This is a genomic window from Pseudomonas edaphica (assembly GCF_965277385.1).
Lineage (GTDB): Bacteria > Pseudomonadota > Gammaproteobacteria > Pseudomonadales > Pseudomonadaceae > Aquipseudomonas > Aquipseudomonas edaphica.
Window position 1 is genome coordinate 3,070,211 of the sequence record NZ_OZ255725.1, and the last position, 13,407, is coordinate 3,083,617.

Below are 13,407 nucleotides of genomic sequence, written 5' to 3' on the forward strand. Positions count from 1 at the left end.
CAACGCAGGCGGTGCGACGATTCGACAAGCCTGCTCGCCACAGGAGAAATTGGCTGCCTTCAGAAGTTGTGTAGATACCTATGGCCATCGCGGGCAAGCCCGCTCCCACAGTGGGTTATGTTCAGCCTGCGGGAATGGAGGCTGTCGCGGGGTAGACCGACTCCCAGCCACCGCCCAACGCCTTGTACAGCCCCACCATCGCCAGCGACACGCCGGTGGAGCTTTCTACCCACTGCTCCTGCGTGGCCAGCAGCGCGCTTTGCACGGTGAGCACGTTGACGAAATCCACCACGCCTTCGACGTACTGCTGTTGTGCGGTGCTCAACGCGATCTGGTTCTGGCGCACCGCTTCAGCGAGGCTGTCGCGGCGCAGTTGGCTGGCGTTGTAGCGGGTCAGTTGGTCATCGATCTCATGCCAGGCACGCAGTACGGTTTGCTGGTACGCCAGCGCCGCTTCCTGTTGCTGGGCTTCACGCAAATTCAACATGCCTTGCAGGCGCCCGCCATTGAACAGCGGCAGGCTGAACTGCGGGCCGAAGGCAAACGCGCGCGAGCCCCAGGAGCCGAAATCCGAGAGTTGCAGGGCCTGGGAGCCCAGGCTGCCGGACAAGGTGATACGCGGGTAAAAATCACCTTTTGCCACGCCGATACTGGCGGTGGCTGCATGCAGGCGCGCTTGCGCCTGGCGAATATCGGGCCGGCGTTCGGCCAGTTCCGACGGCAAGCCGATGGCGACCTGGCGCGGGGTTTGCGGCACGGCGGCGTCCTTGGACAATTGCGCATGCAGCGCTTGCGGCGGCTCGCCCACCAGCAGGCTCAGGGCATTGATCAGTTGATCCTGACGCTGCTGCAAGTCCGGTAAACGCGCTTCGATGGCGGCGACCTGGGCGGCAGCTTCGGCCACATCCAGGTCGGTGGCAACGCCGTCGGCCAGGCGCAGTTGCGAGAGTTTGAGGCTGTGGCGAGCGACCTCGAGGTTTTGCTCGGTGACAGCGCGCGTATTCTGCACGCCGCGCAGCTGGATGTAGTCCTGGGCGGTTTCGGCGAGTACCGACAGCAACACAGCGCGGCGGTCGTCTTCGGCGACTTGCAGGGTGGCGTCGGCGGCTTCGGTTTCGCGTTTGACGCGGCCCCAGAAGTCCAGCTCCCAGGCGGCGGAGAAGCCCATGTCCCATTGGTTGTAAGCAGATTGACCGTTGTTTTTGGACGGGTCGCTCAAGCCTTTGCCGCTGTTGCGCTGGCGTACGTAATCCCCGCTGGCGTTGACGTTGGGATAACGCTCGGCTGTGGTCACCTGACGCATGGCGCGGCTTTGTTGCAGACGGCTGCTGGCCAGTTTCAGGTCGAGGTTATCAGTGAGCGCACGACGCGTGAGGGCCGAGAGCTCTGCATCGTGGAACACGTCCCACCAACGCTCTTGCAAAGGGTCGGTCACCGCGTGGCTGGCCGCCTGACGGCCCTGGGGTTCGCGCCATTGGGTGACTTGCGGGCCTTGGGGCCGCTGGAAATCCGGGCCGACCGTGCAGGCGCTCAGGCTGATCAGGCTCAAGGTGAGCCAGGCAAATCGCTTCATTGCTGGGCCACCTCACGCGACTGCGCGACGGGCCGGGTGTCGACTGTGGCTTGCACCGACATGCCCACGCGCAGGCGTTCAATATGGGGCTGGTTCGGCTCCAGGATGATCTTCACCGGAATGCGCTGTACCACCTTGGTGAAGTTGCCGGTGGCGTTATCCGGCCTGACCGACGCAAAGGTCACGCCGGTGGCAGGCGCCAGGCTTTCCAGGTGGCCCTTGAGCAACTCGCCGTCGAGGCTGTCGACGCTGAGTTCTACGGCTTGGCCGGCATGCATATGCGACAGTTGCGTCTCCTGGAAATTGGCCACCACATAGGCCTGGGCCAACGGCACGACCGCGAGGATCTTGCTGCCCGGCGTCACATAGGCGCCGACCCGCACGGCACGTTCACCAACCATGCCGTCCACTGGCGCGACAATGCGCGTGTAGGACAGCTGATAACTGGCCATTTCCAACGCTGCCTGGGCGCGTTTGAGCCCACCTTCCGCTGCGTCTCGCTGGGCGGTGAGGATTTCCACTTGCTTGCGTTCGGCCGCCAGTACGGCCGTGGCTTTGGCCAGGTTTGCGGTGGCTTGATCGATGCGCGTCTTGGCTTGCTGGGCGTTCTGCACGGTGCCTGCGCCCACGCCGGCGAGGTGGTTGTAGCGGTTCAGTTCGTGCTCGGCGAACGCCACTTCGGCACGGTCGGCCGCGACGGTGGCCTGAGCCTGGGCGATCACCGAGCTTTGGCGCTCCAGGGTCGCAGTGGCGTTCTTCAACTGGGCCTGGGCGACCAAGGTGTCGGCGTCGGCGGCCTGGGCGGCAGCACGAAAATCGCGGTCGTCGATCAACGCCAGCAATTGGCCGGCCTTGACCCGCTGGTTGTCTTCCACCAGCACTTCCTTGATAAAACCGGCCACGCGCGGCGCCACCAGCGTGAAGTCGGCGGCGACGAAGGCGTCATTGGTGGTCTGGCGCTGGTTACCCAGCACGCCCGGCGCAACCAGATAAACCAGGACGCCGACGGCAAACACAGCGATAACGGAGACGGCAATTTTGTCTTTGCGTTTCATGAGAAGTCCTTGAGGCTAGGTCGGTGCGCGAGGCGGAAAGATCCGCGTGGGCATCCAGAAAATCAGCAGGATTAACGCCACCGCGACACCGGCCATGACGTAATAGAGGTCCGAAGAAGTCAGCACCACGGCCTGCTGGTGCAGGCGCTGGGCAAGGCCCGGCGCGTCGCCGTCGGCCAGGGGCGAGTTGCCCAGGTGGTCCACCAGCATGGTCGAATGGAAGTGCTCACGCTGGGTGGTCAGCGTGTCCAGCACGGCCGTGGCGATGACCGCAGCGAGGCCTTTGACGGTGTTGAACCAGGCCGAGGCGAACGGCCCGTCCATCGGCTGGATGCTGCCGGTAGAGAGCATCAGCAACGGTAATACGGCCATGGGTTGCCCGAAAATCTGCAGCAGGTACCAGCCATAAAAATCGTCGCGTATCCACGCCGAGGTGAGGTGCGAGCTGCCGATGCAGCACAGCACCAGCATGCTCAAACCAATGCCCAGCACCCAGCGGCAGTCGACCCAACGCAGGTTGCACAGCGCCGCCACCAGCGGCAGCGCAATCAATTGCGGCAACGCCATCAACAGCATCACCGGCGCGGTTTGCAGTGGCCGGTAACCCTGCACCTGGGCGAGAAAACTCGACGGAATGATGATCACCGAAGTCAGTACCATCAGCACGCCCGCCAGTACGATCAGGGCGAACGCCAGGTTGCGCAGGCCGAGCATCTGCAACTTGAAAAACGGCACGGGGTGCGACCATTCATTGAGCATGAACAGCACCAGCAATACGCCGCCGCCGATCAGCAAAAAGGTGACCAGGCCCGACTCGAACCAGTCCAGGCGATTGCCCTGCAACAGGCCGATCACCAGCATGCAGATCGCCGGAAAACCCAGCAGCAGGCCGCGCCAGTTGAACTGCTTGAAGCGCTCCAGGCGCAGCGGGTCTTGCGGCAAGCCGTAAGCCACCGCGGCCATCGCCAGCAGGCACGGCCCGACGATTTGCCAGAACGCCCATTGCCAGCCGACGTATTCGGTCCACAACGCCGCCAGCGGCGTGCCCAGGCTCGGGCCGAAGGTGGCGGTGAGTGCGTAACCGGCCAGGCCGTAGAGCTTGACGTGGGCCGGCAGGAAACGCAGCGCCACGGTCATCAACATCGGCGGCAATGCGCCGCCGGCCAGGCCTTGCACGGTTCGTAGTATCAGCAGGCTTTCGTAGTTCGGCGCAAAGGGGCACAGGATGCCCAGCAAGGTAAACAGGCCGATGGCACACAGGGTGAAGCGGCGCAGCGAAAACGTCACCGAACACCACGGCGCAAAGGCCATGGCCGCCACGGAGGTGGCCGTGTAGGCCGCAACCAGCCAGGTGCCTTCGTCAAAACCAATGAACAGTGCACCGCGAATATCGGCGAGGGCTACCTTGGTGACCATCTCGTTGAGACCAGAGACCAGCACCGCCAACAACACACCGACCAGGCCGATGATGATGCGCGGGCCGAACACAGGTGGGCTCAGGGCGGTAGGTTTGGCTGCAGCCTGGAGAGCGGGGGCAGCGAGGGATGTCATGAACGCGCAACTCGGAATTAGAAATACCCGAGCAGTTTAAGGGGGCGCATACATGACAAAAAAGTTACTTATTGGAAGCTTATAAGTGCGCCAGACGCAATCGTTGGGATGACTTAGATCTAATGTGGGAGCTGGCTTGCCTGCGATGGCGGTCTGACTGTTTAGGATTCATTGCCTGACCCACCGCCATCGCAGGCAAGCCAGCTCCCACATTGATCGAGTGCACTTCAGCTGGGCTGGGCTTCGAGCCAAGTGGCATGGCAGCTCTCGCGCATGGTTTCGCGCAGCCATTTATGGGCCGGGTCTTTGTCGAAGCGCGGGTGCCAGGATTGGGCCAATACCAACGTCGGCAAGGAGATAGGCAACGGGAAGGCGCGCAATGGCAGGTTCAGGCGGTTGGCGCTCAGCAACGCTTCCTTTGGCACCGGCAGCAGTAGATCAGAGTCGGGCAGCATGAACATCGCGCCGTGAAAGCCTGGGGCGATCATTGCCACGCGGCGCTCCAGGCCTTGGGCATTCAGCGCAGTGTCAATCGGGCCACGGGCGATGCCGCGTCGCGAAATGCTGATATGGGAATAGCTGGCAAACCGTGCGGCGGTGATTTCTTCGTCGAACAGCGGGTGATCTTGCCGCGCCAGGCCAACAAAGGTGGTGGAAAACAAATTCTGCACCTTCACCTCGGGGCTGGCCGGCAGCGTATTGCTCACGCGCAGGTCCAGGCGCCCTTCGCGCAGCGCGTCGTCGTCGGTATCACCTTCGGGCACAAAGCACAGCTCGCACAGCGGCGCCATGCGCTCCATGGTGTCGAACAACCGACCGCCGTACACGCCAACAAAAAAGTCATTGGCCCTCACGCTGAAGCGGCGGCGCAAGGTGCTGAGGTCTACCTGGTCCGCGGAGCGAAACAGCAACGCCGCCTGTTCCACCACGTTGCGCACCTGGCCTTGCAGCTGCAAAGCCTTGGGCGTCGGCACCAGGCCGCGACCGGCCCGCACCAGGATCGGGTCGCCCACCGCCTCGCGAATCCGCGTGAGCGTGCGGCTCATGGCCGCCGGGCTGAGGTTCATCCGCCGCGCCGCGCCAACCACACTGCCCTCGTCGAGCAAGGCGTCGAGGGCGACCAGCAGGTTCATGTCCGGTAGTTGCATGCCAAGCACTCGTGATCAGTGGGGAGTGAATTGCACGCAATCCTAGCAGGGATCAGTGGCTCAGCGCTGCATGCCCCAGCGCTTTACGGTGAGACGCTCGAAGGTATCAAACACCAGGTTTTCCACCAGCAGACCAATCAGGATCACCACAGCCAAACCGGCAAACACTTTGTCGGTATACAGCTCGTTGCGGTTCTGAAAGATGTACCACCCCAGCCCGCCTTTACCGCTGGTGGCGCCGAACACCAGTTCAGCGGCGATCAGTGTGCGCCAGGCAAAGGCCCAGCCGATTTTCAGGCCGGCCAGGATCGACGGCAGCGCCGCCGGAATCAGGATGAACAACACAAAACGCATGCCCTTGAGGCCGTAGTTGCGACCGGCCATGCGCAGGGTTTCGGACACGCCGAGAAACCCCGAATAGGTGTTGAGCGCCAAGGCCCACAGCACCGAATGCACCAGCACAAAGATCAGGCTGTTCTGCCCCAGGCCAAACCACAGCAGCGCCAGCGGCAGCAGGGCAATCGCCGGCAGCGGGTTGAACATTGAGGTCAGGGTACTGAGCAGGTCGCGGCCCAGTTGGGTCGAGACCGCCAGCGTGGTGAGGGCAAACGCCAGCACGATGCCGATCAGGTAGCCCTTGATCAGCACCGCCAGCGAGATCCAGACCTTGCTCAACAGCTCACCGCTGAGCAAGCCGTCGAACAGTGCTTGGGAGGTCTGCAAAAAGCTCGGCAGCAGCAGGTCGTTGTTCTGGTAGCGGGCGACCGCCTCCCAGAGGATCGCAAGCACGATCAGGATCAAGCCCTTGCGCAGCCAGCCTTGCTGCCACAGGCGTTGGCGCAGGGGCAGTTCGCGCTCGACAGGGACGCTGAGCAGTGGTTCGAGGGTGACTTCAAATTCCTGGCGCATGGTTCGGCCCCTTAGTAAGCAATGCGGATATCGGCGAAACCCAACTCACGTTCGGCTTCGGGCGCTTCATCGAACAGCAGGCGATGAATGCGCCGCGCCGACGCCTGGAATTCCACACCGCCGAGGCTGTGCAGGTCGTATTGATGGCTGTGGATTTCTGCCCGCACGCGCCCGGGATGCGGCGATAACAACAGGATGCGGTTGCCCACCACCAGCGCTTCTTCGATGGAATGGGTGACGAACAACAGGGTGAAGCGCACTTCTTCCCACAGCAGCAGCAGTTCTTCCTGCATCTTGCGCCGGGTCAGGGCATCGAGGGCGGCGAAGGGTTCGTCCATCAGCAGGATTTTCGGTTGCATGGCCAGGGCGCGGGCGATGGCCACCCGGGCTTTCATGCCGCCGGACAGGGTGTGCGGGTAGGCGTCGGCAAAGGCACTGAGGCCGACTTTTTCCAGGTAGTGCAGCGCGCGTTCTTCGGCTTCGCGGCGCTTGAGGGTCTTGGAGGCCAACAGCGGGAACATCACGTTCTGTTTGACGGTTTTCCACGGTGGCAGCTGGTCGAATTCCTGGAACACCACAATGCGATCCGGCCCGGGTTCGTCGACCTTTTGCCCCAGCAGGCGAATCTCGCCTTCGCAGGGTTTGATAAACCCGGCGATGGACTTGAGCAAGGTGGATTTGCCGCACCCCGAAGGGCCGAGCAGCACGTAACGGTCGGCCGGGTCGATTTCGAAACTGACCTGGTGCGTGGCCCGCACCACACGCTCGGGCGTGCGGTATTCGAGGCTGACGTTGTCCACCGCCAACAGCGGTTTGGCGGTACTCAGGGTGCTGGCCGCGTGGCCTTGCAGGGGCGCGTTCATGTCAACTCTCTTGCCGGGAATCAGAAAGGCGCATCGCCCTGGATGGTGGTGCGAAACAGTTTGCGGCGCAGATGGCTCGGGCAACCGGCAGCCAAGTGGATCAGCGAGCGGTTGTCCCAGAACACCATGTCGTGGGGCTGCCACTGGTGGCGATAGATGTTCTGCGGCAGCACGCTGTGAGCGTAGAGCTGGGCCAGCACGTCGCGGCTTTCGTCTTCCGGCAGGCCGACGATGCGGGTGGTGAAACCTTCGCTGACGAACAGGGCTTTGCGGCCGTTTTCCGGGTGGGTGCGCACAATCGGGTGGACCACTTGCGCCACCTGAGCCAACTGTTCGGGCGTGAGGGTTGGGCGCCAATTGCCTTCGAATTTGGTTTCGCTGTAGCGCGCCGTGTAGGAGTGCGCGGCGCTGCGGCCTTCCACGGCTTTGCGCAGGTGCTCGGGCAGTTGGTCCCAGGCTTTGTGCATGTCGGCGAACAGGGTGTCGCCGCCTTCGGAGGGCAGCTCCTGAGCGTGCAGCATCGAGCCCAGGCTGGGCAGCTCTTTATAGGAGAGGTCCGAATGCCAGAATTTACCCGCATCACCCAGGCCGATGGATTGGCCGTTCTCGATGATGTTGGAGACGATCAGGATTTCCGGGTGGTTGGCCAGCAGGAACTGTTTGAGCACGTGGATCTGCAGCACGCCGAAGCGGCGGCTGAAGGCGATCTGTTGTTCGGGGGTGATGCGTTGGTCGCGGAACACCACGACGTGGTGATCCAAATGCGCGCGGTGGATGCGCGCGAAGTCTGTGTCGTTGACCGGGCGGGACAAGTCCAGGCCAACGATCTCGGCGCCGACGCTGCCGGGCAGTGGGCGAATCTCGAAGGATTGGGCGGTTGGGGTCGCTGTTGGAACAGTAGAGGTGGCGGACATGAGGGCACTCCCGGTCGGACAGGGGAGTGAATTTATAGGTATAAGAATGGAAGCTTAAATACCGTTAGCGAATATCGATATGCTTTAGGGTTGGGATCTGCGGTGGGGCGGGTGTCGCCATCGCAGGCAAGCCAGCTCCCACATTTTGATATGTGAACACATTCAAATGTGGGAGCTGGCTTGCCTGCGATGAGGTCACAACAGGCGCCGAAGATCAGCGCTCGTGCAACGCCTCGGCCCGCGCCTTGATGATCGGCTTGAGCAGGTAGCTGAGGATGCTTTTCTTGCCGGTAATGATATCCACCGAAGCCACCATGCCAGGAATGATCAGCAACGGCTTCTCGTCGGTGCCCAAGTGGCTGCGATCAGTGCGCAGGGTGATCATGTAGTAGGTGGTTTTCTTGTCTTCATCGGTGATGGTGTCGGCACCGATGCGTTCAAGCTTGGCCTTGAGGCCGCCATAGATGGTGTAGTCATAGGCGGTGAATTTGACGATCGCTTCTTGCCCAGGGTGCAGGAAGGCGATGTCTTGCGGGCGGATCTTGGCTTCCACCAGCAGGGTGTCATTGAGCGGCACGATTTCGACCATGTCGCTGCCCGGCTGGATCACGCCGCCCACGGTGTTGACCAACAGCTGCTTGACGATGCCGCGCACCGGCGAGGTGACCAAGGTACGGCTGACGCGGTCTTCGAGGGCACGGCCGGTGGACTCGGCCTTGTTCAGCTCGGTGCGGGCTTCATTGAGTTGGGTCAGGGCTTCGCTGCGGAATTTGCCACGGGTTTCGTCGATCTTGCGCTGCACTTCCTTGATCGCCGACTCGGCGCGAGGGATCGCCAGGGTGGTGGCGTCCAACTGACCGCGGGTTTCCATCTCGGCGCGCTTGAGGCGCAATACTTCCACCGGCGATACCGCGCCCTGGGCCACCAACGGCTCGGACATGTTGATTTCCTGGCGTTGCAGGGACAACTGGCTGCGGTACTGGCCTTGCTTGGAGGTGAATTCGCGCAGTTCCTGCTGGCGCTGCACCAGTTGCTCCTGCAAACCACCGACTTCGTCTTTTAATTGCTGACGGCGGCTTTCATACAGCGAACGCTCGTTGGCGGCCTGGCTGGGCGCAGCCTTGAGCACGTCATCCGGGATGTTCAGCGGACGGTCATCCACCTGCGCACTCAGGCGCTCGACGCGCAGTTGCATGGCCAGGCGCAAGGCTTCGGTTTCGCCGGCATTGGAGACAAACCGGGTGTCGTCGAGGCGAATCAACGGCGCGCCGGCTTCGACGATCTGGCCTTCCTTCACATACAGCTCGGAGACGATGCCACCTTCCAGGTTCTGGATTTTCTGCAGCTTGGACGACGGAATCGCCTTGCCGTCGCCACGGGTGACTTCGTCGATGCTGGAAAAACCGGCCCAGGTCACCAGGAATATGAAGAACGCGATGATGGCCCAGATGGTCAGGCGGATCACCCTCGGCGCATCTTCGATCAGCGCTTTGTTGACTTCAGGCAGGGGCTGGCCCTGCAGCGAGTCGGTGCCTTTGAAGTAGCGGCCGACCGCGCTTTTGATGGAGTTAAGCAACACTGATCTGCCCCTTTTTCAACGCTTCCATAACCACGGCTTTCGGGCCGTCTGCGAGGATCTGCCCACGGTCGACCACCAACAGGCGGTCCACCAGCGAGAGCAGTGAGGCACGGTGCGTCACCAGCACCACGGTCTTGCTTTGCACCACAGCTTGCAGGCGTTGTTTCAAGCGTTCTTCACCGGTGTTGTCCATGGCGCTGGTAGGTTCGTCCAGCAGCAGGATGGGCGGGTTGAGCAGCAGCGCGCGTGCCAGGGCGACGTTCTGGCGCTGGCCGCCGGACAGGTTCTGCCCACGCTCGCCCACTTGCAGTTCATAACCTTGTGGGTGCAGGCGGGCGAATTCGTGCACGCCGGCCAGCTCTGCGGCTTGCAGGACCATTTCGTCTTCTACATAGCGCGCACCGGACACCAGGTTGTCGCGCAGGGTGCCGGCCAGCAATTGAATGTCCTGAGCGACGTAGCCGATGTTGTGGCGCAGCTCGCTGACGTCGATCTGGCGCACGTCCACGCCGTCCACCAGCAAGGCGCCGGAGTCGGGCTGGTACAGGCCGACGATCAGTTTGGCCAGGGAGCTTTTGCCCGAGCCACTGCGGCCGATGATGCCGATTTTCTCGCCCGGTTTGATCACCAGGTTGATATTTCTCAGCGCGGCGTTCTGCTGGTTCGGATACGTGAAGTTCAGGCCACGGCACTCAATGGCACCTTGCAGGGTGCGGCGGCTCATGGGCCGCTCTTCGAAATTGCGCTCCTGGGGCAGTTCCATCATCTGGTCCACCGAGGTCATGGTGACCTTGGCTTGCTGGTAACGGGTCAGCAGGCCCGACAGCGAGGCCAGCGGGCTCAGGGCGCGGCCACTGAGCATGTAGCAGGCAATCAGGCCGCCCATGCTGAGGTTGCCGTCGATGATCTGGTACACGCCGAACACGATCATGATCACGCCGGCCAGTTGCTGTATGAGCAAAGTCATGTTCATCGACAGGCCCGACAGCAACTTCACGCGCAGCTCGAGGCGGCTGAGGGTGCCGATGGTCTGTTCCCAGCCGTACTGGCGCTCGCTCTCGGCGTTGTTGACCTTGACCGCATCAAGCCCGGCGAGGGTTTCGATCAGGCTGGACTGGCGCTCGGCGGCCAGGGCCATGGTCCGCTCCATAGTCGCCACCAGCGGTTTTTGCAGGGCATAGCCGATGCCCAGGGCCAGCGGGAAGGCCAATACCGGGATCCACACCAGGTGCCCGCCCAGGATGGCGATCACCAGGAAAATCAGCAAAGTAAACGGCAGGTCGATCAGGCTGGTGAGGGTCAAGGATGCGAGAAAATCACGCAGGCTCTGAAACTCATGGATGTTCTGCGCGAAGCTGCCAACCCGTGCCGGGCGGTACTTCATGGACATGCCCACAATGCGCTCGAACAGCGTGGCCGAGATGATCAGGTCGGTTTTTTTGCCGGCCAGGTCCAGGCACAAACTGCGCAGGCTTTTGAGCACCAGATCGAACAGGTAGGCGCCGCAAATACCCACGGCCAGCACCCAGAGGGTCGCGGTGGCCTGGTTTGGCACGACACGGTCGTACACGTTCATCACAAACAGCGGCGCGGCCATGGCGATGATATTGATCAGAAAGCTCGCGGCAATCGCGTCGGTATAAAGCCAGCGCGAACGTTTGAGCGTGTCGCGAAACCACGAGCGCGCCCGAGGAATCAGGGTGCCGTGGTTGACGTCGAATTTGTGCTGCGGCTGGGCGAAGAAGACTTTGCCGATGTAGTCGTCGGCCAGCAGCTCACGTTTGATCAGCACTTCACCGCCGTCGCTTTCGCTGAGCAGGATGCGTGCTTGGTCTTCACCTTGCCAACCCACCAGCACGGTGCTGCGACCGTCCTTGAGCAACAGCAGCGCCGGCAGTGCAATCGTCGGGATCTGCTCCAGCTTGCGCTGCAACACCCGCCCTTGCAGCCCGGCACGCGCGGCTGCACGTGGCAGCAACTCGGCACTCAGGCGTTGCGACGGCAGCGGCAAACCGGTGGTGAGCATGGCCGCGCTGGCGGGCTTTTGATGCAGGGCACAGAGCGCCAACAACCCGTCCAGTAACGGGTCGTCGTGCAGCGTGCGTGGATCATGACTGAGATGAACTCGACTGACTTCGGATTCCACGCGGCGCACTCTCGACTAACAGATGGGGCTATTGGGGTGGCTCAATTCATCCCAGGCAGTTGAACTTTAGGTTTCACGTCGTTCTGTACGACGGACGCCATCGGTGCGACCACTCCCTGGCTTTTGAGCAATTCACCCATGGTCGCCTTGATTCGATACTGAGTAAATAACTGAATGTTCTTGATCTCTTCCAGACGACGGGAAGCGGTGAACAATTCGTTCTCGCTGTCGAGCAAGTCGAGCAGGGTTCGTTGGCCGAGGCTGAACTGCTGCTGGTACGAAGTACGCACGCGGGTGCTGTGGTCGACGTATTGCTGGGCAACCGGCAACTGCGCATTGGCGTTGTTCAAGGCGTTCCAGGCCAGGCCCAGTTCTTCATTGAGTTGGCGCAAGGCGTTGTTACGGATATCCAGGGCTTGGCTGGTCTGGTACGACTTGGACTGCAAGTCGGCCTTGTTGCTGCCACCGGCGAACAGGTTGAAGCGCATGCGCACCATGGCTTCCCAGCCGTTGTTATGGCTGGCGTCGCCGGCTACGTTGTTATCGGCGTTGGTGCCAAGCTCGGCATCAAAGCGTGGGTAGAAGGTCGACTTGGCAGCTTCGTACTGGCTCTCGGCGGCGGAGATATCCGACTCGGCCGAGCGCAGGATCGGGCTGTTATCGAGCATCTGGCGACGGGCTTCATTCAGGTCCGCCGGCAGCATGGCCATAAATGGCGCTGGGCGCTCAAGCTGGTCGGGCATCTGGCCGACGGCGCTGAGGTAGTTGACCTGGGAGTCGGCCAGGTTGGTCTGCTCGGTGATCAGGTTGTTGCGAGCCTGGGCCAGACGCGCTTCGGCCTGGTCCTGGTCGGCACCGTTGCCGACACCGCGCTGGGTGCGCAATTTGATCTGGTCGTAGATGCGTTCGTGGTTGCGCAGGTTCTCTTCGGCCAGGCGCACGAATTCGCGGCGGGTCAACACGTCCAGGTAGACCTGGGCCACGGTCAAACCGGTGCGCTCGGAGGTGCCGAGCAAGGAATAAGCACGGGAGTTGACGTTGGCTTGTTGACGCCCAACTTCGCTGGACGTGGCAAAACCGTCAAAAATCATCTGTTGCAGGCGCAGGCTGGACTCGCCGCGGTTGAGCGTGTCCCAGTGGTTGCCGTTTGGGCCGTTGGCGGCGCGGGTGGTGGAGTTGTCGGTGCCTTCGCGACCGTAACCGGCGTTCAGGTCAACGCGCGGCAAGTAACCACCTTGAGCGGCGCGCAACTGGTAATCGGCGGCGATGCGGCTGTTCACACCGGCCTGGATTTCCGGATGCACATCCAGCGCCTGCTGCATGGCCTGGGGCAATGTTTGGGCTTCTACGAAACCGGCGGCGAGTACGAACGGTATTGCCTTGAACAGGTTCAAACGCATTTAAAAATTCCCCAGGACTTCTTGTCTCAAATCACAGCGATTGGTACCGCTGCGTCGGATAATGGCTACCGTAATGACCGTACGTCGGAAAGTTCAAAAAGCGGAACTGCTTCACACATGTAGGACGGTTCGCCGCATAAATATCAATGTGACATTACGGGGCCAATTGTTTAGGATGGCGACCATAAGGTCAATACTTTGGCATAAACTAGATAACGAATAAATCTAGCCAATTATTTGACGCCAGTAACTGTTTATACTACACCACT

At 61.7% G+C, this 13,407-nt stretch carries 10 protein-coding genes; all 10 read right to left on the reverse strand.

Annotated features, from left to right (window positions below):
• Positions 1-121: 121 nt before the first annotated feature.
• Entirely contained in the window at positions 122-1,573 is a 1,452-nt protein-coding gene (locus ACQY47_RS13875; protein ID WP_428557279.1) for an efflux transporter outer membrane subunit, read from the reverse strand.
• Positions 1,570-2,628: an HlyD family secretion protein gene (locus tag ACQY47_RS13880; RefSeq protein ID WP_138450956.1), complete on the reverse strand. Its 1,059-nt coding sequence runs from the start codon at positions 2,626-2,628 to the stop codon at positions 1,570-1,572. The genes ACQY47_RS13875 and ACQY47_RS13880 overlap by 4 nt, the downstream gene beginning before the upstream one ends.
• A gap of 15 nt (positions 2,629-2,643) precedes the next feature.
• Positions 2,644-4,179: an MFS transporter gene (locus ACQY47_RS13885; RefSeq protein ID WP_236461021.1), complete on the reverse strand. Its 1,536-nt coding sequence runs from the start codon at positions 4,177-4,179 to the stop codon at positions 2,644-2,646.
• 227 nt (positions 4,180-4,406) lie between these two features.
• Positions 4,407-5,327, reverse strand: a complete 921-nt coding sequence (locus tag ACQY47_RS13890) for a LysR family transcriptional regulator (RefSeq protein WP_017136615.1) — start codon at positions 5,325-5,327, stop codon at positions 4,407-4,409.
• Positions 5,328-5,387: 60 nt separating this feature from the next.
• On the reverse strand, positions 5,388-6,236 hold the full coding sequence (locus tag ACQY47_RS13895) for an ABC transporter permease (RefSeq protein WP_017136616.1): 849 nt from the start codon (positions 6,234-6,236) through the stop codon (positions 5,388-5,390).
• 11 nt (positions 6,237-6,247) lie between these two features.
• On the reverse strand, positions 6,248-7,099 hold the full coding sequence (locus ACQY47_RS13900; RefSeq protein WP_017136617.1) for an ABC transporter ATP-binding protein: 852 nt from the start codon (positions 7,097-7,099) through the stop codon (positions 6,248-6,250).
• A gap of 20 nt (positions 7,100-7,119) precedes the next feature.
• On the reverse strand, positions 7,120-8,013 hold the full coding sequence (locus ACQY47_RS13905) for a TauD/TfdA dioxygenase family protein (protein WP_428557280.1): 894 nt from the start codon (positions 8,011-8,013) through the stop codon (positions 7,120-7,122).
• A gap of 214 nt (positions 8,014-8,227) precedes the next feature.
• On the reverse strand, positions 8,228-9,592 hold the full coding sequence (locus tag ACQY47_RS13910) for an HlyD family type I secretion periplasmic adaptor subunit (RefSeq protein ID WP_138451889.1): 1,365 nt from the start codon (positions 9,590-9,592) through the stop codon (positions 8,228-8,230).
• On the reverse strand, positions 9,582-11,738 hold the full coding sequence (locus tag ACQY47_RS13915) for a type I secretion system permease/ATPase (RefSeq protein WP_428557281.1): 2,157 nt from the start codon (positions 11,736-11,738) through the stop codon (positions 9,582-9,584). The genes ACQY47_RS13910 and ACQY47_RS13915 overlap by 11 nt, the downstream gene beginning before the upstream one ends.
• Before the next feature lie 41 nt (positions 11,739-11,779).
• Positions 11,780-13,138 carry a TolC family outer membrane protein gene (locus ACQY47_RS13920; protein ID WP_428557282.1) on the reverse strand — a complete coding sequence of 453 codons (1,359 nt, stop codon included), beginning with the start codon at positions 13,136-13,138 and terminating at the stop codon, positions 11,780-11,782.
• Between the last annotated feature and the right edge of the window lie 269 nt (positions 13,139-13,407).